Genomic DNA, 25,512 nt, shown 5'->3' with positions numbered 1-25,512 from the left:
TCGTGGCCTCGGGACAGGCGTAACCGACAGGATTGCGATGGCTATGTTGACGATTCTTTCATGTACTGCAATTTGCCTGACCTTGCTCGCGGGCCTGTCTCTTGTTTTTTCAATTCTCCTGACCGGGGTGCCGTCGCTTTCGTCGAGCAAATCGGAAGTAGTCGATGTTGTTGCATTGCTTGGACTCGCGAAGCTGCCGCAGCATGCGGCGATTATCGATCTCGGTAGCGGGTGGGGCGCGCTCCTGGTTGCGTTAGCACGGGCGTTCCCCGATGCAACAGTGCAAGGTCTGGAATTATCGCCGTTCCCCTATCTGGTCTCGCGTTTGAGAACTCAACGTCTGTCTAATGTGGTCGTGCGATGGGGCAATTTCTTCAGCAGTGGCGTGGAGAGCGCGGATGCCATTGTCTGTTATCTGATGCCAGATCTTATGGCACCAGTAAGCGACCTGCTGGACCAGACAGTCAAACCGGGTGCCTGCGTTGTTACGAATACATTTCTGTTCCGGGGGCGCGTTATATCGGCCGCCCGCCAAGGAACCGGGCGCGGGACAATCGCCCTATACGTCTGGCCTGCTAACCACTGACAGAGAGGACAGCTTCGACGTCGTGAATCCGGCCACTGGCGAAGTGTTTGCCAGGGCGCCTTCGTATGGCCCGAGCCTTGAATGCCCGAAACCAGTAAGGGAATGGCCGGAGTGGGCTACGGCCGGCCGTCGGCCAAAAGCGGAAATTCGGTGTGGCCGCCTAAATCGTCAGCAATCACTTTGCACGCGGAGACGCTCGTTCTCGCCAGCGTTCACGCTGTCGGCGTTACCGTTCAGCAGTACGTTGATCGATGAAATCTATGATCAGATTCGTGACCTCCTGCGGCCGTTCGAGGCTAGGCAAATGAGCACTGCCTGATATCTGATGAAACGTTCCGAAAGGCACATTAGCCGCGACGTAGCGACTTCGCTCCTGAATGCTCGGCAGGTCGAGGTCGCCGCATATCACGAGCGTCGGCACCGACACATCCGTCAACCGTTCATATGCGATTGGTTCATCGATGTTCGTACCGGGTGGCGGCAAACGGAGGGCAACGGAGTTCATCTCATGAAACAGTCTGCGCGCATCGCCGATCACACGGCCCCGCGGTTCAAATGGGCCATCAAGCCAGAGGCTCGTTCTAATCGAGAGGACATCGTCAATGTCGCCGTTCGCTTCCGCCGCCGCTAAACGAGCTAACAAGTTTTCGATCAGAGCAGGATGATTCAGCGGTGGAGCGCCTGTTACGCTCGGCGCAATGAGAACGAGAGCGCGGACGTGTGACGAGTAACGAAGCGCTCCGTCAAGTGCAATGCCGCCGCCTTGCGAACAGGCGACGAGGACTGCGGGAGACCCGTCCGTCACCGACTCGAGGACGGCGATCAGGTCTTCCACGGCGGAATGGTTCTCTGCTTCGGCGACGGTTTCACCGAATCCGCGTCGATCATAGGCAATAGCTTGGTGGCTAGCGCCAACTTCGCGCATCTGGTGGCCCCACATCTGGCGGTCCGCGACCCGCGCATGCAAAAAGACAATCGGATCGCCGCTTCCGATTGCTTCCGTCGCCAGTGTGGCGCGACCTGACGTGGTTAGAAAGCTCTTCATCGCGTGCTGTCCTATACCTGAGAATGTGCATAGTACATGCTGCGCCGGCCCGGAAGATTTAGGCGCTGAACGGCCGCTTTAAAGGAAGCCGAGAGACTAGAACGGGTCGATCTGGTGCGTTCGCGGTTGGTCGCGCTCGGCCAGAAACGGTCGTTCGACACCCGCTCGAAGATCGTAGACAATTCGTGAAGTCGTCCCCTTCCTAGCAACTGCCCATCACGATGAAGTTTAGACCTCGGTAAGAGCACTCATTGAGCACATGCTTCGTGGAGTCTCGAAGTCGTCTGGACGGGCGCCCGGGTTTATTTCGCGACGCACGCAATAGGTGAACGTAAGGTAGCCGGAGGCACTCCATGCAGGAAGAGAAAATACGTGACGCCCTGAATGCGCACTGGCAAGCGTCGGCGGCCGGCGATCTCGACGCAGAACACGATATTTACGATGACGCTGCCATCTGTGACTATCCCCAGTCAGGTGAACGAATCCTCGGGCGAATAAATTTGCAGGCACTGCGGAGTCATCATCCAGGCAAGCCAGCAGGTTTCGATGTCAGGCGAATTCAAGGGGAAGGTAATCTATGGATCACGGAATACTCCATCACCTATAACGGGCGGGCGGCTTACACGGTAAGCATTATGGAGTTCCGCAACGGGAAGGTCATTCACGAGACCCAGTACTTTTCAGATCCCTTCGAAGCGCCGGGTTGGCGGAGTCAATGGGTTCAGCAGATCGCGTGACAATCGGCTACGGTCCGACGCGAGTCGACCTCTGGTGAACAAGCTAGGCAATCAGAATCGGACCGTGACCGGCCATTTTGAGACGTCCGACGGAGCCGCATAGATTGTTAGCAATACAATATCTGTCTGAACGACCTACTTGCATTCGGCATCGAAGTAACGGATGCCGACGCATTGGCGCCGTTCGCTACTCGTGCGTGCTCCTCCGGTAGGTGCGCTCTGAAAACTTGCGCCTGTCTGGACGGTGCCGGCTTCCCTAACTCGGGAGAAGGCCGGCCTTACGGTAATTCCGGACTAGCGAATCATAAATCGTGATGTCAGAACGGCTTCTCGCCATGAGCTGAGCGCCAGCAATAGCTGCATAGATGGCCCGAGCCCGTTCTTCACTCTCTTCTTTTGCCACCACGCCGGCTGCGATGAGCACTTTCGCCAGCCAACTGATGTTGACATCGGCGAACGTCTGAACTTCCTTCTTCACTGTGTCTGGTAGGTCGTCGTACTCGGCAGCCATGAAACTGCACAAGCACATGCGATTGTCATTCTGAAGCGCCGACCGGAAGGTATCAGGGTATTCGCGCAAACATACGATCGGGTCGCCCGACGCGGCCAATCTGGCGGCTAGCATCGCGGAGAACTGCTCCCAATAGCGTTTCGCCACCTCGGCGCCCAGGTCGGCCTTGGAGGGAAAGTGATGATAGACGCTGGCAGCTTTGATGCCGACTTCTGCCGCGATGTCGCGAAAATTCAGGCCGCCGTAGCCGTGCGCACCGGCGACCGTGGTCGCGACAGCGAGGATTTGCTCCCTCGAATTTGAGCTACCGTCACTCTTCACAACAGGATCTCTCAGTTCAAAAAATGGGTTGACAGGTCGAATTCTATCCCATAAAGTGCAACCTACCAAGTGACAGGTAGCTTCATTTGGATGAAGTGCCACACCAACGCAAGTTGGTTTTTTTAGTCGCTGCGAGACTACCATGTGGCAGGTAGATAACTGCGGCAGCAAAGACTCTTTTCGAATCTTTAGGAGCCGCACCATGTCTTCGAAACTTCAACTCTTCACTTCGCCTTCGGCCTTCCCCAACCCGCAACGCCTGCGGCTGTTCATGTACGAAAAGGGCATTGCCGCGCAGTTTGACGAGACCATCTACGACATGACGCCGGTCGGCGAACAGCGCGGCTGGCGTCACCTGAAAATGAATCCGTGGGGCGAAACGCCGACGCTTCAGCTTGCTGATGGTGGCTTTATTTCAGAAACAGCCGCCGTCGTCCGATACCTCGACCAGAGCTATCCGGGTCGAAAGATCATGGGTGAGACCGCGCTAGAGCAGGGCTTGGACAACATGTGGGACAACCGCATTTGGGTACACATCCTGTACCGAATTGTCACCGCCTTCCATGTGTTGCACACTGGGCTCGGCTTCAAGCTCGAATTGACGAAGAATGAGGCATGGGGCGAGCATTGCCGCAAGGAAGCATTGGCCCACGCCGCGCTGGTCAACAAGCATCTGTCAGACGGCCGTGAATGGTTGCTCGGCGGCCAAGAACCGACCTTCGCAGACATCACGCTGGCAACCGCAATAGCGTTCTCGAAGTTCCCGGTGAACGCCACTCCGCTCGACGAGCGTTTCGAATTTCTTGATGCCTACTGGAAGCGTTGGCAACAACGCCCGAGCTTCAAGGCCGCCTACGCCGACCGCCAAAGTGGCATCCCGGAGCTCGACAACGCTACGGTGTGAACGCCGGAGAACAGTTAAAACTTCCTGCTAAAGGTCAACAACCTTCTTCTCGTCGCTTCGATGTATTGCCTTTGACCGGGCAAAACCGGTAGATGACATAAAACGCCCCTAAGCCTTGGCTGCGGGCGTTTTCCTCTTCCAGCGCAACCGAGTCGGCCTGCCTTTTTGGTGGACGGCTGCCCTCTACGCTCGCGGCCGCCTCCTGACGCTCACAACTGAGTGCTCTCACCGGTGCTATCGATGGGGCCGTTAAAGGTCGCGATAAGTGTCCAGATCAAATGAACAACGTTCAGATTATGTGAACTATGTGAATCTCGACAGACAGGCCAGCGTTGCGCAATTCCTGGCATTTGCCCGCCGTCGCAGCGACCGAATCGACTTTCCCAAATGCGACGTGGAATGGCAGATTCGAATGGCCGCTATCGAGAATCGCGAAGGTCCGCATCGGGTCGATGCGTGCCTATCGCATACCTGGCGCGATCAGCAATCGGTCCACGCCTGCGTCGGACCGGGCGCGACCAATTTGAGTCGTTCGACCCAGCCCTCCAGATCGTTGACAGTCGGCATTCGAGTGACCTTCTCTCCACGCCATCAGCGTGCCGTTCGCAATTTTCGGGTACGGTGCCGCAGGTAGAGATTGTTGAAAACAAGCGCCGTACCGGTCATGCACGCGCCGACTATTTGCGCACGCGCGGGCACGACACCGGTAAGAGAAGATACAGCGAATGTGGTGACCGGCAATACATCCATGAAAAGCACACCATTAAGCGGCGTAAGTATCCGGTTGCCGAGATTCCAGAACAGGATAGCAACGAAGCCAGCGATAGGGCCCATATACATCAAGTGAGGCGCAATCGCCCATAGCTGTGCGGATGTCGGTACGGGTACGACATGCACCGCGAAAAGCAATGCGTTAAGAGCCAGGATTGTCGTGAGTCCCAGCCATGTGGTCAGCGTTGTGTATTTCAGTGGGGACCACGTTTTGAAATGCGATGCGCTGAAGGTATAAATAACCCAGCAGAACGCTCCGACCAGAATCAGGGCATTAGCTGAATAGTGTTGTGGCTCGTGTAGCGCCCCAGAAATGTCTCCCCTTGTGACCACAAGCGAAACGCCTGCAAACGACATCAGGATGAACAAAAACGAAAGAACGGGCGGCATGCTTTTGCGGACGATTGAATTCAGGAGTAACCCCATCATCGGCTGGGTCGTCATCATGATGGATGCGGTGAGCGCACCGGCTGGCCCTGCGAGTTGCTGACCAAGAAACACAAACGAGCCGAATCCGCAGAAGCCCACTGAACCCAACATCCACGCCTGGAAAATTGACTCCCCGTTCGCCCGCAAGCCGCTCCTGCCTTCCTTGAGCAGAAGCAGTGCAAGAAATGCTGTACCCGCGATCAAGTATCGCAATGACGTGAACGTGAACGGATCGACGTGCGTGAGCGCGTCTGTCATGAGGGGAAACATGATGCCCATCAGCACCGTTGCAACGACGCAAAACAGCACACCTTTTCCGTAGGCCGCGTGTCCCCAACGGAGGCTCTCCGACGCTGACGCGGCTTCACAAGCAGATGATCCTGACGAAAGTTCAACTGGCGAATTCATGACTGATCGTTCCAAAAAGGGGAAAAAATTTTTAGATCAGCGCCCGCATCGTCATGTCGACGACCGGGACAAGATCGTTCTCTCCAAAACTGAGCTTGCCTAGAACACGAAACCCCTGAATAACGCACAACAGAAAAGTTGTTACGGCTTGCTCATCAAGTGTCGAATTGAATTCGCCCGCCTGCTGGCCTCGAATTACGGCAGCAGCGAGATAAGCCGCAATGCGCCGCAGCGTCGCCTCAATATGCGGACGTAGTGCTTCGTCGGCCGGCAGCAGTTCGATAGCCGCATTCGTAATGAAGCAGCCATGGCGTCGCGATAGACTGGTCGAGACCTTCGTGTAGTGCAGCAGCGCCTGACGGAGAGCGTCATGCGGTGACCCGTTCTCTTCCAGTCTCTCTTTCAGACGGCCGACAGCACCTTCCGCATACTGGTCGAACGCGGCAACAAGGAGACCATGTTTGTCTCCGAACGTGCTGTATAGACTCGCCCGAAACAGGCCCGTGGACTTGCAAAGGGTTTCAATGGATGTCGCGTGATAGCCTTGCTCCCAAAAGACCCGGCCAGCGGCCTTGGTCACACTGTCAATATCGAACTCACGGGGTCGCCCGCGTTCCGCTGAGGCAGGTGAAGGAGAGGGGGATGTAGAAGTTCGTCGCATGATGCTCATTATATTAAGACTGAACGTTCTATAAATCAAGCCGTGTCGTAAACACGGCGTTTCACCCGCGCCGAGTGGCTGCTTTGGAGAATTGCGACTGACCCCTGCGGGTGCCAAAGCGGACTACGGGGGGAAGACGGAGTCGCCGGCGTGCACCGGACGTGACGCCTACTTTCACCGTTACGCGCCAGCGTTCAGTCAGGTCGCTACCGGCGAGGATTGCTCATTTTTTTGGGGCGGAAAGGTGCACGGGGTGATAGTCGGCGACGAGGGTGAAGCGTGGGACGACATTGTTATCGTCCGTTATGCGAGTTTTGCGGCGCTACGGAGAACTCTCGAAAGCCTTGCGTATGAGAGCGACGCGGCACCGCACCGCAGCGCGGCATTAGCGCACTGGAAGTTCATTGTCACCACGCAGCCTGACTTGCCGACATGAGCGTCGCGGCTCGCAAAAAATATCCGGCACGCGGACGCTGGGTGGTCTGGACGGCGAATATGAATGCTTCGAGCAATGTCGACGTCCGGGCTGGTGATCCGCAACACAGCGCCATCGCGCAGGAACGGTACGGGCAGCCATCGCCACGAGGCCGGCAGTCACCGCAAACGGCCTCAGGAGCAGATGACAATTTTGCGCTCGAAGCCACTTGGCCGGGCGACCCAAAGCATCCGGCCGCGGGGAAAACGAAAGCACGCTGCAGTCTGCAAAACCGGGGTGGGATGCGCCTCATGCAGTCCCATTCATTCGTTCGATCCTGTTCATTTCCTGGCTCTTCTAACGAAAGCGAACGCGGCCCCGGTGCCCGGTGCCCGGTGCCCGGTGCCCGGTGCCCGGTGCCCGGAATTAAATTTGTGAGATTCCGCCGTCGATCACGAGTTCCGAGCCCAGAACATAGCTGGACTCGTCGCTCGCTAGGTAGAGAACTGCTGCGGCGATGTCGTCCGCCTCTCCAATTCGACCCATCGGCACGCTTGCCGCCATCTGATCCTTGAAGGCCTGAAGCTGCTCAGCGGTACGGTGACGGACGATCAAAGGCGTGTCGATGCTGCCCGGGCTAATCGCGTTGACACGAATTTTGCGGTCCAGAAATTCGCGCGACCAGGTTCGTGCCAGTGAGCGAACCGCCGCCTTGGAGGCCGAGAGGAGCGAAAGCCCCGGCCGGCCCACATGGATGATGAAGGAGGTGGTCAGGATGACCGAGGCGCCCTCGCGCAGGATTGGGGAGACGGCCTGCATGGAGAAAAAAACCCCCTTCACGTTAATGTCCATGATCTCGTCGTAGTGTGATTGGTCGGTTTCGGCGAGCGGTGTTCCGTAAGCGACCCCGGCATTGGCGAAGAAAATGTCAAGGCCACCAAAACTTTCGGCAATTCGCTGGCTGACAGCCTGCATGTCCGCAACTGATCGCACGTCGGCACCCAACACCAGGGCATCCGCTCCAAGCTGCTCGCGTACCTCGCCAAATCGGCTAGCGTCGCGGCCCGTCACGGCGACGCGCGCGCCTTCGCGCGCAAACAGCTTCGCTGTTGCGAGGCCGATACCGCTGGTCCCACCGGTAATCAGTGCTGTCTTGTCTTTCAATCTCATGTTTCGCTCCTTGCCATGTCGCACGGCAACCGCTGCCGGGACGGCAGCGGCCATTTTCTGAATTTGATGGTTGAGAGGTCAGCCAACGTTATGAAGTCTCTGAGCGATGGTCGCAACGCGTCGCTCAGCATCTGAGAGCGACGCGGCCATGCGAGCAAGGACCGCTTCGCGGACGTGGGAAGGCGCAGTCTCCGGCAGACCGGCCTGGAAAGGAGGTTCTGGAGCATATTCCAGCAGGAGCTGAGCCGACTGTGCGGCATCCACCCCTCGCAACTCGGCGAGCAGCGTCAGCGCGAAGTCGATGCCGGCGGTGATGCCGCCACCGGTGATAACGTTGCCATCGCGTACCACCCGGCCGCAGTCAGGTATCGCCCCGAAGGCCGTGAGCAGGTCACGGAACGCCCAATGGCAGGCAGCGCGCCGTCCCTTCAGTAATCCGGCGGCGGCGAGGATCAGTGAACCCGTGCAAACCGAAGTCACATGGTCCGCCGTACTGGCGAGACGGCGGATCGCGCCGAGGAAAGGAGCGTTCTCCATCGCCGGGAAACATCCCAAACCCCCAGGGACGCACAGAACTTCGCAGCGTTCGACCGCCTCGAGATCGGCGAGCCCGCTGAAGGTCAGTTCATGCGAGATGATGTCGACGCCTCCGATCGATGCAACGATGATTTTGATATCAGGAAAGCTGCTGAGGAATTGATGCGGCCCGGTGAAATCGAGGTGGGTGACGCCTTCATAGAGTGGAAATACGACGATAGTCATGTGTGGGTCTCCATTTACCTGTGACATCTTGATGGTAAAAAGCATTGGCGCAAAGGACCTAGATCCCTCAAAATAGGCCAATGCACTGTATCGGTTTCTTCATCTACCCAGGACATCAGATCCTCGACCTTGCCTGCCCGCTTGGCGCCTTTGAATCCGTGGCGCAAGTCGTAGGGCGGCCGCTTTATGCCCTGCAGATCCTGTCGCGCATCGGCGGACTCGTAAAAAGTAGCGGTTCTGTGCCGGTCGCGACGTCGGCCGTGCGCGACGCAAGTGTTGACACTTTGATGGTCGCAGGTGGCGAGATCGGCCCGATGCTTGCACCGGGCGAGGTCGCGGCCGTCACCGAAATCGCCGGCAGGACACCGCGTATTGCCAGCGTGTGCACCGGCGCTTTCATGCTCGCTGAGGCCGGGCTACTGAATGGCAGGCGAGCGACCACACATTGGCGGGTGGCGCGCCGGTTGCAGCAGGACTATCCCCTCATTCACGTCGAGGTCGATCGGATCTTCGTTGTCGATGGTGGCGTATGGACCTCGGCGGGGATCACGGCAGGCATCGACCTGGCGCTAGCGCTGATCGAGGCGGACCAGGGAAGGGAAGTGGCGCGGGAAGTGGCACGCGAACTGGTCGTTTACCATCGCCGGGCGGGCGGCCAATCGCAGTTTTCCCCTATCTCGCAGATGGAGCCGGATTCGGACAGGATTCGTATCGCTCTCGCCTTCGCACGCGACCATCTGCATGAACCTTTGCCGGTCGAGCGTCTCGCGGAAGCTGCGCATCTGAGCGTTCGCCAGTTCGGCCGCGCGTTTCGCCGGGAGACGGGCGAAACACCCGCACGTGCCGTTGAACGCCTTCGCACTGAGGCGGCCCGCATGCGCCTGCAGGCTGGATCGGAGCCGGTTGAGAAGATCGCACAGGCAGTGGGTTTTTTCGACCCTGAGCGTATGCGGCGTGCCTTCGTAAAGCTTTACGGCATGCCGCCCCAAGCGATCCGCCGTGCGGATCAGCAGCATATGAAGAAATCGTCGCCCGGTTGACCGCGACGCAGGAAACTTGACGCAGGCACCGTTGTACTTTGTGCGGGCCCTACCGTGGCTTGCATCGAGGTCACCGGGCGACCTGCCGTCCGCAACGGGCCGCGCGTCTCCCACTGCGGGCATCGATCCGTGCCAGTAGAGTGCGTCAATCGAGGAAACGAGGCGAGTCCTGTGTCGAACACGGTCCACTGACCGGAAGCGCGGCAATGCCCTCACTTAATCTTTAGCGCTAACCTTGCCGCGCCCCCCAACACCGTCAATCGACCCGGTGGCGATTCGTGTGCTCTCCGACGGAGTCCGAAGAGGGCCACCTCACGAACGCGGGCCTGGCCGGAACTGAACGACGGACTGCTCGCATTCATGGTGGGGAGCAGCCGAACCTTTTGAAACAACATCGGCCGGCGGCGCACAGTCCCTTGCCCGGCGGACTTAGGGCGCTTCCTCTGGCAACGGCCGACAATCTCCACAACCCCTTTCGTTCGCGTGCCGGACCTCAGCTTTGCCCTGGAACCTGCCAGCCAAAACGATGTTGACGTGGAAAATCGCAATGCCTATACTGAGGCTAACGAACGTTAGGTAGCTTGCGACGATCCATGTTTCATTTGTTCCGGCGCAAGAGACCCGGCATGCCTTTCCAGTTGTTTAAAAAATTGCCATTTTGAAAACGGGAGAAGTCTTATGGCTATTTCAGCCAGCATCAAAGTTAAAAAGCCGATCAGTGACTTTAGTGGTCCTTATTTTCTAAGCATCGCCGGCAAGCTGCTAGAGACCGATGACAGTTTCGACGTGTTGAATCCGGCGACAGGCCGAGTTCTTGCCAGGGCGCCGGCGGCAACCGCAGCTCATCTTGATGAGGCGATCGCCGCTGCAAAGGCGGCGTTCAGGGGCTGGTCGGCGCTTAGCTACGAAGACCGAGAGCAATACCTGAATGCCTATGCCGACGCGCTCGAAGCGCAGCGAGACGATCTCGCCCGTCTCCTGACGCTCGAACAGGGTAAGCCACTCGCTACCATGGCTGTACCCGAAGTAGATCAGTCGATCTCGTGGATCCGTAAGATCGCAGCCCGCCGCATTCCGGTTGAGGTCGTCGAGGAGACAGCTGACCATGTCGTCGAGCTGCACCACACTCCGCTCGGCGTCGTTGGTGCGATCACCCCCTGGAATTTTCCGGTGCTGCTCGCGCTGTGGAAGGTCGCGCCGGCGCTGATTACCGGCAACACCATGATAATCAAGCCCTCGCCCTTCACGCCGCTCACCGCCCTGCGCTTCGGCGAGATTGCCCAGGCGGTGCTGCCCCCGGGCGTGCTTTCGATCGTTTCGGGTGCCAACGAACTGGGCTCGCAACTCACGGAGCATCCAGACATAGCCAAGATCAGCTTCACTGGCTCTACTGCCACTGGCCAGAAAGTCATCCGCTCGGCGGCCGGCACGATAAAGCGCGTGACCCTGGAACTGGGCGGCAATGACGCGGCGATCGTCCTTCCCGACGCTGACTACCGGTCAATCATTCCGCAGCTCTTCTGGGGAGCCGTCGGCAATTCGGGCCAATGGTGCGTGGGCATCAAGCGGCTCTACATCCATCGTTCGTATCACGAGGGGTTCGTGGAGGCGTTCGTGGATTACGCCAGGCAGCAAAAGCTTGGAGATGGGCTCGATCCGACCGTCACGGTGGGTCCGGTGCAAAACCGCATGCAGTATGAGAAGCTGAAAGACTGGCTCGCCGAAATCAAGGCTAACGGGTACAAGGTGGCGCTCGGCGGCGTAGTCGATGAGAGCCGTCCGGGCTTTTTCGTCCCGGTGACTGTCGTTGATAATCCGCCTGAGGACAGCCGCATAGTGCAGGAAGAGCAGTTCGGCCCGATCGTTCCGATCATTGTCTATGACGATGTGGAAGACGCCATTGAGCGCGCGAATGACAGCCCCTTCGGACTCGGCGGCTCAGTCTGGGGACGCGACAGGAAAATCGCGATCGCCGTCGCCAACCGCCTGGAAACTGGCATGGTTTGGGTGAACGAGATTCACACCCAAGGCGTAGACATCCCATTCGGCGGTCACAAACAATCCGGCCTCGGCACCGAGCACGGCAATGAAGGGCGGCAGCTCTTCACCAACCCTAAGACGATCCTGATTCACAAGCAATAAGATTGATTCTCGATGCCGTGTCAAGTTGCGGTAATCGGGTAAGCAAAATGGAGTAAAAATATGCCGTCCGCGATCAAACTGGCACGACTGGGCAATCCTGAGGTCCTTGTTTCCCAGCCCATAGAGCGCAGTGAGCCTGCACCCAATGAAGCGTGGATCGTGCAGGAGGCGGTCGGCGTTAACTACCTCGACGTCATGCACCGTCGGGGTGCTGTGCCTATCCCTGTTCCTGGCGGAATTGGGTTGGAAGGAGCGGGTCATGTAACGGCAGTCGGTAGCGCGGTATCCAACATTGCAGTCGGGGATCGTGTCGCGTATGCGCTTGGTCCTTTAGGGGCCTACGCCAGTGAGCGCGCCTATCCGGCCGAACGCCTGATCCGCCTACCGGACACGCTTTCCTTCGAGGTAGCCGCCGCTGTCACGTTCAAGGGCATTACGGCCCAGTACCTGTTGAAAAGCACCTATCCCGTCGGCCCGGACACCTCGGTCTTGATGTACGGTGTGGCGGGCGCACTCGGCCAGCTCATGGTTCCCTGGGCCAAACGCCTGGGCGCCTTCGTCATAGGCGTCGTGTCGAAAGAGGGGAGCGTCGAGAGAGCGCGCTCGCTCGGATGTGATGCGGTCCTTGTCTGGGGCGCCTGTGACCTGCCTGCCAGGGTCGCCTCCCTGACCGGTGGGCGCAAGGCCGACGTGGTCTATGACGGTGTCGGGCGGACGACCTTCGCGGCATCGCTTGAGAGCTTGCGTCCGCGTGGGCTGATGGTCTCCATCGGCGCGTCGGCCGGCGCGCCGCCGCCCGTCGAGGTCGGTACGCTAAATGCCAGAGGATCGCTTTTCCTGACACGCCCCTCGATTGCAGCACACGCGACTGATATTGCCGAATACCGCGAACGCGTCGCGGATCTGCACGCCGCCGTTGCAGCAGGCATTCTCACTCCTACTATCTGGAAGACCTTTCCGCTCGGCAAGGCATCGGATGCACATGCGGTCCTAGAGCAGGGGCTTTCGGCAGGCCCAATCATTTTGAGGCCTTAAATGGAGAACGTGTTCAACGTCGTGCTTCAATCCGGGCGCAGCGCAATTGATGTTTCGCTCTACACCTTGGTACCGGTCATGGTTGTGATGATGATCCTCCTCCAGACATCCCTTCGACCTGCCAGGTCTTGCAATACTGGCGCCGGCCGGCCCACGTCTGGCAAAGACCGTCCTGCCTGCAGTCGCTGAGGCCTGTATCGGGATCGCCTTGCGAACGATGCTCGGTACCGTACTCGGATGAGCTAAGGCTGAGCTACGGAAGACTAAAACGTCGATGCCGGAATGAGCCCGGCCACGCGATAACTCTCGATCAATGCGTCGTAGAGTGCGATGTCCGAGCGGCTCCTGGCGACAAGTTGAGCGCCGGCGACAGCGGCGAAGATGGCGCGAGCCCGCTCTTCGGTCTCTTCGGAACGGACGATGCCTGCGGCCGCCAGGACACGGCTTAGCCACGCAACGTTAACATCGGCAAAGCTCCGGACTTCTTTCATCACCACTTGCGGGAGGTCATCGCTTTCTGCCGCCATGAAGCTGCAGAGGCATATGCGATTGCCACGCTCGAGTGCGGTGCGAAATGTGGCGGGATACTGGCTGAGGGCGCGGGCCGGATTCGGGGATCCGGCTAACAGGGCGTCCAGGGTGGCCGCCGAGTCTTCCCAGTAACGCTTCGCTACCGCAGCGCCGAGATCGGCCTTGCTGGCAAAGTGATGGTAGATGCTGGCGGCCCTGATACCGACATCTTCCGCGAGTTCGCGAAAATTCAGGCCGTTGTAGCCATGAGCCTGCGCAATTTTGGTGGCGGCCGCCAGGATTCGCTCCCTTGAACTTGAACTCCCTTCATTCTTCACTGCTACGCCTCGCATCAGGAAAATCGATATAGACCCAGAGGACATCATACCCTCCATTGCTTATGCTAACAAACGTTAGGTAGCTGAGACCGATTTTTGCCCACCCGTTCCGATGCGGACCGGCGGACGCCGCGCGAAAGGGCATGCCCCACACGTGAGTAAGCGCGCCGAGCCGGAGTTGCTGGACGCCATTAGCGTCTATTTTCACCACGATACGCCGGGACTGCATCAGGCCAGCAGTGAACAAAAACGTCGCTTATTTGGTGTAGATCCCGAATGCGTAACCGAGCTGGCTGGGGCTGGAAGCATACTGCCGAACGACACCATGATTCCAAAAGCTAAAGCATCGAGCGGTTTATTTTTTTTAGGGGCACTGGACGGCTCGAAGGGGCGCTGCAGGGGTGTATCAACCAGCTTTGCTGGCGATGGAAGAAGGGTCGCGCCGGTGTCACAGCCAGCTCGTCAAAAAGCGTGGGGGCATCGCCTGCATGGCGGGAATGGACGCGTCTTCATCGCCGATGCTGGCGCGCCCGCAACGCAACCGGCGCGGTCTGCCGGGCAGCGCTCGTCCCGCCGTCGTTGGCAAAGGACACAGTCGCTGCGTATATTGTCGCGCTTTCCGGAACCGTCCGCGTTAGCGTGCCTCCCCCCTTTGGAAGTTATCGCTTTGCGCCGCATATGCAGGCTTTCTGGGATTCCTAGTCATCCCTCAAAATGGTTATCGGGAGCTCGCCAGTTCGCCGACGTTGGGGCGTTGGACACCTCGCATTCGGATGGTCACGCAAGAAGAGGGCGGCCTTCGTGCGACGGATCGACGCGGGTAGAGTCGATCTCCATGCAATTCTTGCATATGCGACTCGTCCTCCCGGAATTTGCTGGTGACTATCGCTTCGCAAGCGAGCCGTCAGGGTTGTTATGGATTTTGCAGTCGACTGCATCGGCCGCGAACCGCATTGCGCAAACCGACACGTTCCGTGGTCGACCGCGGTCGCTGGCTGGCTTGCTTCACGCCCCGCAACTACCACAGTGGGGCATTGAATGTCGATCCGCATTGAAATCCTGCGCCGCTAATCTCCGTCGACAACCAGTGCTAGATAACACTCATCGGTCGGGTGCGACGCGAGAGCGACCAGACAATTCCCTGCGCCGCTCAGAGGGAGACATATGGCAGTGTCATCGGGCGATCCGGCTACCGACTTAGCGTTTCATGACCAGGAAGCCAGGCTCGCATCGCATAAACTTCGCCGCGATGGTGCCGACGAGAAATCGTTCGTGGAAGCGTCGGCATCGTTGACCGACCACCAGTGGACGATGGGCGGCCAGGTATGGTCGATTACAGGTGCCGTTTGCGCTCTCCCGAGCTCATCGGTGTACGAATTATAAACCGCGTCGGTTTTCCGGGTTACGGCGCGACGCTCCGACTATCACCGCGAAGGTACCGGGCGGCAGGCCGCGCGACCGCGGGGCGCGCGGCGTGATCGGGCGCAGCGTGATGGCGATATTGCCTGTCCGTGGAGTAGGGGTTGACATCGCTAGAACGGAACTGCTGCCGGCGATTACTTCTATCGTAGAGGTGGGGGCGCGCGCCCTGTTCCTCCGCGATGCTTCTCACGAGATCTGACTTCCAGCGCGTGTCGTGTTTTAGATGAGGCGAAGCACAAACCGTCGCAGTTTGACGTGCGTGATACGATCGAGGCCATGTCGGAAAAGGCAGGCTTGGTTCGGTAAGCCCAAGTCCTTTCGGTAACGAAAGCTCTGGTCTTTGGCCTCGTGCAGAACATCTCCACGACGAACATAGGACGCTGTTCAGGCGTCCAACCGTTCGTCCGTGCGGCGGTTAACATGAGAAACGCTCCGGTCGAACATCGATAAAGGAGTCGCTCGTGCACAAACATCAATCACCCTCGTATGGCGTTGTGATAGCTGGAGGCGGGCCCGTCGGCCTGTTTCTCGCCTGCGAGCTGCGGCTTGCAGGCTGTTCGGTGCTGGTCCTTGAACGGGCACACGAAGCCCATTCGCCGTTGAAGGAACTTCCCTTCGGGCTGCGCGGTCTTTCGGTTCCAACCATCGAAAGCCTTGATCGCCGCAACCTTCTGGATGCCCTCAAGGATCGCGCGGCCACCCTTAAAACGTTGGCCGCTGCACCCTGGATGCAACAGCAGCGTCGTGCGGGTGGTCATTTCGCCGGTATCCAGTTTTTCCACGATCAGATCGACAGCACGAAATGGCCGCATCGTCTGCCCGGGCCAGTCAGCAACGTTGCAGTCGAGATGGAGAGTATCGAGGCTGTTCTGGCTGCTCGGGCGGACGCTTTGGGCGTGGAAATCAAGCGCGGCATCGGCGTAGAGGACCTAGACCATTCGGAGGACGGCGTAATCGTCCATGCGGCCGGCGAGTTATTTACGGAACGCTGGCTCGTCGGCTGCGATGGCGCACGCAGCACAGTGCGCAAGGCGGCGGATATCGGCTTTACCGGGACCGATCCGGAGTTCACCGGCTATTCGGCGCAGGTCGTGCTCGCTGATCCCGACAGGCTCACGCCGGGGCGCCACTACACCGCGACGGGCATGTACACCTATGCTGCGCCCGGCACGGTCGCGATGGTCGATTTCGATGGAGGCGCCTTTCATCGGGCCAGTGCGGTCACGCGCGATCATATCGAGACAGTGCTGCGTCGCATTTCCGGCACCGACGTTGCAGTGACTGCGCTTGAATTTGCGACTACCTGGACCGATCGTGCCTTTCAGGCAACCGAATATCGGAAAGGCCGCGTGCTTCTCGCAGGGGATGCCGCGCACATTCACTCGCCGCTTGGAGGTCAGGGCCTGAACCTCGGGCTTGGCGACGCGATGAATCTCGGCTGGAAACTCGCTGCTACGCTTCGAGGCGACGCACCGGACGGTCTGCTCGACAGTTATGCACGCGAGCGGCAGCCAGTGGCTGGGCAAATTCTCGATTGGTCGCGGGCACAGGTCGCACTGATACGGCCGAACAACAGTTCGCGCGCGCTCGAAGCGATCATCCGCGATCTCATCGACACGCGGGATGGCGCGACCTATTTCGCCGAGCGCACGTGGGGCGTTGGCATACGCTACCATCTCGGCGTAAATTCTCCGCTGGCAGGCCGTAGTGCTCCCGATTTTGAGCTGATCGACGGGACGACGCTAAATGAGCGCCTCCGCGACGGGCGTGGCTTGCTGCTGGACTTCAACGCAAGCGTAGCGCTTCAGACGCTTGCGGAAGGGTGGAGAGATCGGCTCGGCTACGTCCCGGGTGATGCAAAGGAGCGACTGGGTTTGAGTGCCGTGCTTGTGCGGCCAGACGGCATCATCGCCTGGGCCAGTCCTGGCGCCGCAGGCGATAAAGAAGCCGCTCAAGCTCTTAGACGGTGGTTTGGTGAGCCACGGGACGTCCGTTCCTGAAGAGTGGCAGCCTGTGACGTGCAAGGTGGCTTGAACCGCACTTTCGGGTAGCGCCACATCACGGAGGAAATGAAACACGCCAGTAAACTGGCGCGTCGAGACCGATTTGCATCATCCGGCGCTCACCATCACGCGCCGACCGCATGGTGCTGCCCAGGGATCGTAGGCACCCGTGTGGCACCCACGTCGAAGCAGGGCGCCGAGGCTCACAGAGCGACCAGCGCCGCCTTAAGGGTCCGAGAGGGGCGAACAGCCGGGCCAATCACATGGATGATGGGAAAGGTGGTCAGGATGACGTCAACGAGCGAATCCTGTCAGCGGGAGAGCAGCGTGGGCACACTGACCTTCGGGTCACCTCCGGGTCCCTACTGCCCCTCACTGCGCTCGCTTCGCATCGCCATCCATTCCTGCGATGACTGTCCAGCGACGTTTGCAAGCGTCAGCCATCGCGCGACCAACCGAGGGCTGCATTTTTTCCGCGCGGCTAAGCCGCCGCCGGTGCAACGGATGCGCCGGCGATGCCGTGGCGCGCGAGCGCTTGCGCGACGAAGCCAGAACGTTTCATTTCTTCGACAAACGTGTGCAACGCGCGGACGGCCGCCGTCCCGCGGCTTAGCGGCACGCCCATTGCCTGCCGGATCACCATAAAGCGTTCGTCGAGCAGACGCAGCCCGAGCGTGCGGTGCGCGTCTCCTTCGAGTTGCTGTTTGACCCCTGCAGCGATTTCGAGGTCCTGGTCGAGGAATATCTGCGTTACGGTGGGTGAGGTCGGCGCGCGCACGATTTGCGCGTACTTCAACTCTCGCGTGAGGAACAGGTCATAAGCGCTGCCCTTGCCGACCACGACCCGATGCTCAGGCTGATCCACGTCTTCATTGCTGCGGATGGGCGACGCGTCGCGCACCATGTAATAACCTTCGATCAACACGTATGGCTCGGTGAATGCAATGGTTTCACCGCGCAGGGGGTCTACGGCAAAGAAGCCGAAGTCCGCACGCTCCTCGCTGACGGCTTGAACTGACTGTCCTGCCGACTCGAACATCACCAGTTCCAGTTCGACCCCGAGCTTTTCGGCGAAGGCACGCGCAAGGTCGACGGAGACGCCAGACGGTGCGCCGGACCCATCTTTCCCCGCAAGGATTGGGTTGCCAAGATTGATGGAGGCTCGCAGCCTGCCCGTTGGCGTGAAGGCCTGTATGACGGAAGAGTCGAATTTCATGCTGTGTCGATGTTTTCAGTTTGATTGACTTGAATCCGAGGAGACTTATCACGGCATCCTCGAGCTTGTGTGAGGTGAGTACACGTCGCCCGGGACTTTGCGCGGCGACGACTGCCGAAGCTTTTCAATGAAATCGTGCATGAGTTCAGCGGACGATTCCCGCTTCGCTCGGCTGCAGCCTCCGCTCGGATCGCGGCCGGAGCAGGATCATCACAGCGAGCACGCTGGCCAGCGCAATGCCTCCCGCGAGGGCGAACGCGCTGAAAAAAGTGTGGCTTTGCTGGATGAGAACGCCCGTTACTACAGGTCCGACGATGCCCGCGCAGTTGGCGATCGCATGCACGCAGCCGCCGACACTGCCGAGCTTCGGACCTGGAACCGTGTCCTGAATCAGCGCCCAATAGGTGCTGCCGCTCAGACAAAGCGCAAACAGTGGCGCATGCGAAGGAGAATTCACTGAGCAGGGCAACTGAGGCGTTCGAGAGCCGCCGGCAACTCCTTTTCAAGGACGCTCATGATCGTGCGCGTCTTTGTTGGAATGGGACGGGTAAAGAGAGCGTGCAGATCGAACCCGGGTACCGTATAGCCTCGGAGTAGGCGAACTAGCCGACCGCTGGCAATTGCTTGCGCGCAAACAGGCTCTTGCAGCACACCAATGCCCGCGCCCGCGATCAAGGACTCGTATACGGGACGCCAGTGGCTCATGTTCACCACTGCCTTGATCTGGGCTGACACGAGGCAATCAGTGGTGTCGAGCAGCCGAATGACGCCGTCGCCAAAAACGCCCATTACCCGAATGAACGGATGGTTGATGAGGTGCTCTGGATCCTGCGGTACGGGGTTGCGTGCCAGATATTCGGGAGAAGCGACAAGGACCCTGCGCACACGGCCGATCTGCCGTGCGATGTAGTTGCCTTCGCCGAGCTGGCCGAGCCTCAACGAGATATCAACACCCTCGGTAACCGGATCGACGATCTGGTCGTTCAGAATCAGATCGATGCTAAGTTTGGGGTGTTGCTCCCGGATGCCCATCAGGATTTGAGGAATGACCACTTCGCCAAGTCCTTGGGGGGCCGCGATTCGAAGTACCCCTCGAAGCGAGTGACCGCGGTGCCGCGCTGCCGCACACGCTTCCTCGGCGGCCTCAATGACCTGCTTGCTGCGTTCGTAGAACAGCGTGCCCTCATCGGTGCAGGACACCGCCCGCGTGCTTCTGCGCAGTAGCTGAACACCGAGATGCGCCTCTAAACGCTCGACACGATCGCTCACGGCCGGTTGACCAATTCCAAGGTCGCGCGCCGCCCTCGACATGTTGCCGCGCTCGACCACCCGAACAAATATTCGCATCGCCGCCAGGATATCCATGCGGTGAATCCTATCAGCTTCTCCGATAAGTGTTATCGCCCGCCCTAGGCTACCGGGTCACCAGGGTGAACGCTACTGTAGCGACCAACATCTACCCGCCCCGAAACGCCAACATGTCAAAACTCAACCTGAAGCTCCTGGGCCCATGTCTGTTAGCGATTGCGATCGACGCTATGGGCTTCGGTTTGGTCTATCCGATGATGTCGGCTATCTTCAGCGACCCCAGCGCCGGCATTCTTCCGGCTGACACCAGCGTTGAGCTGCGCAACTTCTATCTCGGGTTGGGATACGGCATCTACCCATTGTGCATGTTCTTCGGCTCGTCGCTTATGGGTGAGCTGTCCGATGGCTACGGGCGCCGCAAGATCCTGCTCCTCTGCGTGTCCGGTCTCGCTGTGAGCTACTTGCTGATGGCGCTCGGCGCGCTATGGCCGAGCGTCTGGCTCTTGCTGATTGGGCGAGGCCTGAGTGGCCTGATGGCTGGATGCCAAGGCATCGCACAGGCTGCAATCACAGACATGAGTACGCCGGAGAACAAGGCGTACAACATGAGCATCATGTCACTGGCATTCAGCGCGGGTGTGATCGTTGGGCCAGTGCTCGGCGGCGTGACGTCGGATCACACGGTATCGCCGGTCTTCAACTACGGCACACCGTTTCTTCTCGTCGGTACGCTCTCGGTGATCTGCGCGATCTGGACCGCAACTTCTTATCGCGATACCGCGCTGCCGTCCGGTCAGGCACGCGTCGATCTGATGCTTCCGCTTCGGATCATTTATCAGGCAGCGATGCACAAAAGCGTCGCCTTCCTGTCGATCGTCTTCTTCCTGATGCAGGTGGGCTACGGCCTCTATCTGCAAACGATCATGCTGCTGCTGCAGACGAAATTCCACTACACGAGCTCCCAGCTCGGTCTTTTCAGCGGCTTGATTGGCGTGTGCTTCGTCTTCGGTCTGATGGTCATTGTCCGGTTGATGCTGCGAGTCTGGAGCGTCGTCGACATTGCCAAGACGGGTCTTCTCGTCGCCGGCGTCTGCCAGATCCTCTCGGCACTCTTTCCCCACGAAATCGTGCTGTGGTGCCTCGCAACGCTGGTGGGCTGCTTTGACATGGTCGCCTATACGACGATGTACACGGCTTTTTCGGACGCCGTGAAGGTGGAGCGGCAAGGATGGGCGCTCGGTGTGGCTGGCTCTGTCATGGCGGTTGCCTGGGTTGTCACGGGCTTCCTGACGAATCTCCTCCCGGTCTTTGGTGAGATCGGCCTGCTCCTGATAGGTGGCTTCAGCTTCCTTCTTAGCTTCCTGATGATGCTTGCGTATAGGCGTAAGCGCAGCGCGGCGCGCGCCGGCGCCGCATTGTAGGCGCGGCGCGGGAATGTCAGAGCACTTGCGAATCTTCGACCAAGGGGTGAACAGCAGGCAAGCGTTGCGTTGTTCTGAGTTTTTGGTAATGCGCGTCAGATGGCGGCGGCGAATTGGCGCTCGACGGCAGGCGCCTCCATTTGTGAAGGATCAGTTCTGTTTTGCAGCAGCACGATATCCAAATCAAAAGGACGAAAAAAATGCGAGTAAATACGAGAAACGAGAGCAGTTCATTCGATGTGGTCATTGTCGAGCTGGCGTCGCCGGCCTGTACATGCTCCACCGTGCGCGCGAAGCCGGCCTTACCGTCCGGCTGTACGACGCGGCCAACGGCATCGGTGGTACTTGGTACTGGAACCGCTATCCGGGCGCCCGCGTTGACGCCGAGAGTATGGAGTACTCGTACTCGTTTTCCGACGCGCTTCAGCAGGAATGTAACTGGACAGAACGCTATGCATCGCAGCCGGAACTGCTGCGCCACTTCGATCATGTCGCCACGCGGTTTGGGCTGCTCGACGCGCACGCCCGTATTGAAAGGCTGGCCGACGGCCCCGAGCACATCATTTCTGGATCACGATCCGGCCGTGCTACTGCGATTTCCTGCGCTGAACGGTGTGGCCGATATCGTCGAACTGCACCGGCCGCCCGTGGATGCCGACCCGCTCGCCGCGGGTGAACGTGGCGCGGGCTGCCTTGGGCCGTTACCGGGAAGGCGCTCGTATCGGTACGACGCGAGAGGAGTACGGACGTGTCGGGCATCTTCTCGGCATTCACACGAGCCTTCGTCTGCTGTTTCCGCGCAACCGGGACGTGGCGTACGGCTGGATGAAGATGTGTAATCGCGCCTTCGGCGGCATGACGCCTGTTGACGTGATCAAGGAGTACCAGTTCGCCGGATCGCTGATGGTGCGCGCATATCTGGATCGCGTTGAGAAACAGCGAATTGGCGCAATCAATAAAAATGAATTGAGGCCATACAGCGTTTGCCATCCAGTTCTGGACTAATCAATTAGCATTTCATGAGGCGGGACCTTGCGATACCTGCCAACTCTGAAAGTTGGCCGACCGCACGTCGGTCATTTAGTGAATTTGTGAACCACCCACGCGTTTAGGGCGAAGGCCGCCGACGGGAATGAGATTCTGATACGGATGCGACATACAAACTCCTGTGAAAGGGTAGATGGTGTGTATAGCGAATCTGTCGTCACGACTCGCGACGCGCCTTGCCGTTCCGTCCGGCTGCAGTCTGGTGACGGTCGTCACGATCAGCGGTTGTCAAGGGGGCACATTCGAAAATGTACGTGGGCCTGTCGATGGCAGCCATCGTAAAAGAACCACGTATTGAGGGGGTCTTTCAGGTGTTTAAGAGGAAACGGTGTGGGTCAGGCGGGGAACCGGTCGAAGATCCGAGATCGCCGCAGAGGCCGTGTCGTTGAAGGAAGACGGATCGCGCAATCCATTTTTCGCCGGGCGCAAATGCATGTCTTCAACAATTATCCAAAATCAACAGAGTGCGTGAAAGATGACGCGCGAGGCCTCACAATCAGCCGTGGGCATGGGTGGCGTGAGCAACGTCTCGTCCGCCGCGATTAGTGCAGACACCGTCTGCAAATTTTTCGCGCCCACGAAAATTTTCCGCGAACTCTTACCATGCATTAGTTCTGAGCCGCTTTCGGTATGAGGGCCGAGGGAGCGTTTCTCTCCATCGGGGGTTCCTTTCGCAATACTTCGATCAGCGTCACCCTCGCAGCCTTGCGGGCCGGATGGAAATTGAAACCTTCACGATCGTCTTTTCGTCCCAGGTCAACGTTCGCTCTGGTACGTCCGAACCACTGTATGGCATAGAGCGTGAAAGACCGGAGCAAATTCCTCGTTGATGGCGTTTCGCCGACACCGGCACCTGCCGCCAGGAAGGCAACAAACGGCAACTACGTGCGGGGCCCGCAGCCTCCGAAATACGGGGACCCGAAGTCCGGTGCCACGTGAAGTGGCCGCGGTCCTACGCCTGCATGGCTTGCTAGCGCTGGCGAAGATCGCACACGATTCCTGATTGATGAGGCACGTGGTCTCGCTGCGAAAGCGAGACCCGCTGCTGCGAAGAAGCAGGCGACGGCAAAGAAGTCGGTGGCCAAAAGAAGCCCGCCCGGAGGATTCCGGCGAAAAAGAGTGCGCGGGCAGCGGTGACAGCGCCTGTGAAACCTGTCGTGGCGCAAGAGGCAGCAAAGTAAGATTCCTAGGGGCGCTGACGCTGAATTGCCGCACGGGCATGCCGACCCGGCCGGACTATACCTTGCATGGGCGCCCCTCTGTATCCGTACTGTGGCAGCCTGCGGCTCGCGAATTAAAGTGTCGCTGGTGAGCTGCCGCAAAATAGTTACCCGGGCGGGACAATGGCAGATGACGGTTGTGATTCGTTCATGTTCCCGATTCACGGCTATACGCTGTCCGGTACTCCAGTCATCTCGTATCCGTCGGAGACTGGATGCCCGATCGTAGAGTGAGTTCTTGCACGATTCCATGTACTCCAGATCGTGCCGGGTGCGGTCAGGTTTCGCGACGTGCAGGTCTGGTTGTACGTGCCTGCGAGGCTCGCCACGAGCCTTGAGCTCGCCTTGCAGTAACGCAGCCTGCCGGGCGAGGGCATCACGTTCGCGGCGCAGATCGCGAGCCTCATCCATCACGCTGGCGAGCTGCTTTTCGTGTCGTTCGGCAACGCGGCGATGTTCGGCGGCTTCGGCCGAGATTCGCTGGACGTCGACTATGAGCTGCTCATTGCGCTGCCGGGTTTTCGAAAGTGCCGCCTCGGCCTGCCGCTGCGCATCACGTGCCTCCTCGGTCTGCAGCATGACGCGCTTCTGAACGCCCTCAAGCCGGGCCGTCGCCTGATCGACCTGTGACCGCAACGCCGCTTCATGTTCTGCGTGGGTGGTGCTCAATGCTTCGAGTTCCTGGAGATGAGCGGCTCGCATGTCGTGCAGCGCCTGTTCCGATTGCGCGCGGACCGCGTCCCTTTCGGTCACGGATGCTTCAGCCAGCCGGAGCGCGGCGTCACGCCCGCCCTGGACCTGCGCGAGTTCCGCAAGCACTGCAGTAAGTCGTGCCTGCTGGTCGTCAAGCTGGCCGCGAAGGCTCCGGTGCAAATCGGAGAAGCCAGTAGGTTAAGCTCCGGTTTTGACTAGCGCACGCAGGCTATGAGTAAGCTGACAGACATCGACAGGCTGTTCAACGGCCGCCACTTCGACCGCGAAGTCATCGTCCTGTGCGTGCGTTGGTACCTGCGTTACAAGCTCAGCTTTCGAGACCTCGTTGAAATAATGGCCGAGCGCGGACTATCGCTCGCGCACACCACGATCATGCGCTGGGTCAAACGCTTCGCGCCGGAGTTCCTCAAGCGCTGGGACCGGTTTGCAAAATCCGCTGGTCGTTCATGGAGAGTCGACGAAACGTATGTGAAAGTCCGTGGCAAATGGGTCTATCTTTACCGGGCAGTTGACCGCACGGGAAAGACAGTCGACTTCCGGCTCAGCGCCAGGCGCGATGTCGCTGCGACCAAGGCTTTCTTCGCGAAAGCGATCAGGAGTCAAGGGCTCGTTCCGAAGACAATCACGCTGGACGGTTACGCTGCGTCTCACCGCGCGGTGCGGGAAATGAAGGCGGACCAGTTTCTGCCTGCGGACACGACATTGCGGTCGTCGAAGTATTTGGACAATTTGATCGAGCAGGATCATCGCAACATCAAGTCCAGGGTCAACGCAATGCTCGGCTTCAAACACTTCAGGAATGCGGCCATTACGATATCGGGCGTGGAGTTGATCCATCGCATTCGCAAAGGTCAGTTCAACCTCGCACGGTTGCGCCTCAAAGATACCACTGCGCCCGCTGTTTGGAAGTCAGTCCTTTCCGCACGATGACGCAATGGTGAATACACCGTTTCTCGCTTGCGCCCGCAATTTGCACCACAGCCAAAAACACGACGCTGAAGTTTCAGCAGGGCGTGAACACCATCATCGGCGAGAACGGTTCAGGCAAGTCCAACGTCCTTCGTGCTATCCGGCTTCTTTTGGATGACACCATGGTGCGAGCAGCTTACCGGTTGGATGAATCCGACTTCAGTCGAGCCCTCGGAAGTTGGCAGGGCCATTGGATCATAATCAGTATGGAGTTTGAAGACATCAGCGCGGACGAAGCTGTGCAGGCACTTTTCCTTCACGGCACGGCCGAGCTTGAAGATGCGCCGCTCAAAAAGGCTAAGCGGCCTCAAATCTGAAGTGCAACACCTATCTCGTATAAGGTGTTGCGATGCACGAAAGAACTCAGTACCAGCAACTTCAACCTGAAGAGCGTCTGACCATTGCAA

The 25,512-nt window shown here is 59.0% G+C and carries 24 protein-coding genes and 1 pseudogene; 15 read left to right on the top strand and 10 right to left on the bottom strand.

The window, feature by feature from the left end:
• The first annotated feature begins 43 nt into the window (after positions 1-43).
• The gene (locus tag HV770_RS36495; RefSeq protein ID WP_175166277.1) at positions 44-586 is read left to right on the top strand and encodes a methyltransferase; all 543 of its coding nucleotides are present in this window, start codon (positions 44-46) and stop codon (positions 584-586) included.
• Between the two features lie 226 nt (positions 587-812).
• On the opposite strand, the gene HV770_RS36490 is transcribed toward HV770_RS36495, so the two are convergent.
• Positions 813-1,631: an alpha/beta fold hydrolase gene (locus tag HV770_RS36490; protein ID WP_175166276.1), complete on the bottom strand. Its 819-nt coding sequence runs from the start codon at positions 1,629-1,631 to the stop codon at positions 813-815.
• Between the two features lie 353 nt (positions 1,632-1,984).
• Here HV770_RS36490 and HV770_RS36485 point away from each other — a divergent pair, with 353 nt between their 5' ends.
• The gene (locus HV770_RS36485; RefSeq protein WP_175166275.1) at positions 1,985-2,368 is read left to right on the top strand and encodes a nuclear transport factor 2-like protein; all 384 of its coding nucleotides are present in this window, start codon (positions 1,985-1,987) and stop codon (positions 2,366-2,368) included.
• Between the two features lie 256 nt (positions 2,369-2,624).
• Here the strand turns inward: HV770_RS36485 and HV770_RS36480 are convergent, their stop codons facing one another.
• Positions 2,625-3,200 (bottom strand): TetR/AcrR family transcriptional regulator, encoded by a 576-nt coding sequence (locus HV770_RS36480; protein ID WP_217468701.1) that lies wholly within the window; start codon positions 3,198-3,200, stop codon positions 2,625-2,627.
• 202 nt (positions 3,201-3,402) lie between these two features.
• On the opposite strand from HV770_RS36480, the gene HV770_RS36475 reads away from it, so the two are divergent.
• Positions 3,403-4,104, top strand: coding sequence for a glutathione S-transferase family protein (locus tag HV770_RS36475; protein ID WP_175166274.1), 702 nt, complete (start codon positions 3,403-3,405; stop codon positions 4,102-4,104).
• Between the two features lie 591 nt (positions 4,105-4,695).
• On the opposite strand, the gene HV770_RS36470 is transcribed toward HV770_RS36475, so the two are convergent.
• The 4 genes from HV770_RS36470 to HV770_RS36455 form a co-directional block, all read right to left on the bottom strand.
• Positions 4,696-5,712, bottom strand: a complete 1,017-nt coding sequence (locus HV770_RS36470) for a DMT family transporter (RefSeq protein ID WP_175166273.1) — start codon at positions 5,710-5,712, stop codon at positions 4,696-4,698.
• A 31-nt stretch (positions 5,713-5,743) separates the two neighbouring features.
• On the bottom strand, positions 5,744-6,292 hold the full coding sequence (locus HV770_RS36465; RefSeq protein WP_425497556.1) for a TetR/AcrR family transcriptional regulator: 549 nt from the start codon (positions 6,290-6,292) through the stop codon (positions 5,744-5,746).
• 922 nt (positions 6,293-7,214) lie between these two features.
• Entirely contained in the window at positions 7,215-7,958 is a 744-nt protein-coding gene (locus tag HV770_RS36460) for a glucose 1-dehydrogenase (protein ID WP_175166271.1), read from the bottom strand.
• 78 nt (positions 7,959-8,036) lie between these two features.
• Positions 8,037-8,720: a DJ-1/PfpI family protein gene (locus HV770_RS36455; RefSeq protein ID WP_175166270.1), complete on the bottom strand. Its 684-nt coding sequence runs from the start codon at positions 8,718-8,720 to the stop codon at positions 8,037-8,039.
• Positions 8,721-8,800: 80 nt separating this feature from the next.
• Here HV770_RS36455 and HV770_RS36450 point away from each other — a divergent pair, with 80 nt between their 5' ends.
• The 3 genes from HV770_RS36450 (at position 8,801) to HV770_RS36440 (ending at position 12,937) form a co-directional block, all read left to right on the top strand.
• The gene (locus HV770_RS36450) at positions 8,801-9,760 is read left to right on the top strand and encodes a GlxA family transcriptional regulator (RefSeq protein ID WP_175166269.1); all 960 of its coding nucleotides are present in this window, start codon (positions 8,801-8,803) and stop codon (positions 9,758-9,760) included.
• Between the two features lie 678 nt (positions 9,761-10,438).
• On the top strand, positions 10,439-11,902 hold the full coding sequence (locus HV770_RS36445; protein WP_175166268.1) for an aldehyde dehydrogenase family protein: 1,464 nt from the start codon (positions 10,439-10,441) through the stop codon (positions 11,900-11,902).
• 60 nt (positions 11,903-11,962) lie between these two features.
• Complete coding sequence (locus HV770_RS36440) at positions 11,963-12,937, top strand: quinone oxidoreductase family protein (RefSeq protein ID WP_175166267.1); 975 nt, start codon at positions 11,963-11,965, stop codon at positions 12,935-12,937.
• A 263-nt stretch (positions 12,938-13,200) separates the two neighbouring features.
• Here HV770_RS36440 and HV770_RS36435 read toward each other — a convergent pair whose 3' ends face one another.
• A complete protein-coding gene (locus HV770_RS36435) occupies positions 13,201-13,785 on the bottom strand; it encodes a TetR/AcrR family transcriptional regulator (RefSeq protein WP_175166266.1) in 585 nt (194 codons plus the stop codon).
• Between the two features lie 109 nt (positions 13,786-13,894).
• On the opposite strand from HV770_RS36435, the pseudogene HV770_RS39990 reads away from it, so the two are divergent.
• Together HV770_RS39990 and HV770_RS36430 are read left to right on the top strand one after the other, a co-directional pair.
• Positions 13,895-14,011, top strand: a pseudogene (locus HV770_RS39990) (glutathione S-transferase); the annotation flags it as partial.
• A gap of 1,657 nt (positions 14,012-15,668) precedes the next feature.
• Complete coding sequence (locus HV770_RS36430) at positions 15,669-17,207, top strand: FAD-dependent monooxygenase (RefSeq protein ID WP_175166265.1); 1,539 nt, start codon at positions 15,669-15,671, stop codon at positions 17,205-17,207.
• A gap of 484 nt (positions 17,208-17,691) precedes the next feature.
• On the opposite strand, the gene HV770_RS36425 is transcribed toward HV770_RS36430, so the two are convergent.
• The 3 genes from HV770_RS36425 to HV770_RS36415 all read right to left on the bottom strand — a co-directional run bounded on the left by HV770_RS36425 (position 17,692) and on the right by HV770_RS36415 (position 19,791).
• Positions 17,692-18,426 carry an ABC transporter substrate-binding protein gene (locus HV770_RS36425; RefSeq protein ID WP_175166264.1) on the bottom strand — a complete coding sequence of 245 codons (735 nt, stop codon included), beginning with the start codon at positions 18,424-18,426 and terminating at the stop codon, positions 17,692-17,694.
• A 145-nt stretch (positions 18,427-18,571) separates the two neighbouring features.
• A complete protein-coding gene (locus HV770_RS36420; RefSeq protein WP_246291561.1) occupies positions 18,572-18,883 on the bottom strand; it encodes an MFS transporter in 312 nt (103 codons plus the stop codon).
• Entirely contained in the window at positions 18,880-19,791 is a 912-nt protein-coding gene (locus HV770_RS36415) for a LysR family transcriptional regulator (protein ID WP_175166263.1), read from the bottom strand. The genes HV770_RS36420 and HV770_RS36415 overlap by 4 nt, the downstream gene beginning before the upstream one ends.
• 113 nt (positions 19,792-19,904) lie before the next feature.
• Here HV770_RS36415 and HV770_RS36410 point away from each other — a divergent pair, with 113 nt between their 5' ends.
• The 7 genes from HV770_RS36410 (at position 19,905) to HV770_RS36380 (ending at position 25,422) form a co-directional block, all read left to right on the top strand.
• On the top strand, positions 19,905-21,155 hold the full coding sequence (locus HV770_RS36410) for an MFS transporter (RefSeq protein WP_175166262.1): 1,251 nt from the start codon (positions 19,905-19,907) through the stop codon (positions 21,153-21,155).
• A 13-nt stretch (positions 21,156-21,168) separates the two neighbouring features.
• The gene (locus HV770_RS39610) at positions 21,169-21,831 is read left to right on the top strand and encodes an NAD(P)-binding protein (protein WP_343048415.1); all 663 of its coding nucleotides are present in this window, start codon (positions 21,169-21,171) and stop codon (positions 21,829-21,831) included.
• Entirely contained in the window at positions 21,807-22,160 is a 354-nt protein-coding gene (locus HV770_RS36400; protein WP_175166261.1) for an MbcA/ParS/Xre antitoxin family protein, read from the top strand. The genes HV770_RS39610 and HV770_RS36400 overlap by 25 nt, the downstream gene beginning before the upstream one ends.
• A 1,694-nt stretch (positions 22,161-23,854) precedes the next feature.
• Positions 23,855-24,052 (top strand): hypothetical protein, encoded by a 198-nt coding sequence (locus HV770_RS36395; RefSeq protein WP_175166260.1) that lies wholly within the window; start codon positions 23,855-23,857, stop codon positions 24,050-24,052.
• Between the two features lie 57 nt (positions 24,053-24,109).
• Positions 24,110-24,334 (top strand): hypothetical protein, encoded by a 225-nt coding sequence (locus HV770_RS36390; protein ID WP_175166259.1) that lies wholly within the window; start codon positions 24,110-24,112, stop codon positions 24,332-24,334.
• Between the two features lie 21 nt (positions 24,335-24,355).
• Positions 24,356-25,066 (top strand): IS6 family transposase, encoded by a 711-nt coding sequence (locus tag HV770_RS36385; RefSeq protein WP_425497557.1) that lies wholly within the window; start codon positions 24,356-24,358, stop codon positions 25,064-25,066.
• A gap of 11 nt (positions 25,067-25,077) precedes the next feature.
• Positions 25,078-25,422, top strand: a complete 345-nt coding sequence (locus HV770_RS36380; protein ID WP_217468700.1) for an AAA family ATPase — start codon at positions 25,078-25,080, stop codon at positions 25,420-25,422.
• Positions 25,423-25,512 lie beyond the last annotated feature (90 nt).

Source organism: Paraburkholderia fynbosensis (genome assembly GCF_902859935.1).
Taxonomy (GTDB): domain Bacteria; phylum Pseudomonadota; class Gammaproteobacteria; order Burkholderiales; family Burkholderiaceae; genus Paraburkholderia; species Paraburkholderia fynbosensis.
The sequence above is the reverse complement of the archived record's forward strand: the minus strand, read 5'-3'. Positions and strand labels throughout refer to the sequence as shown.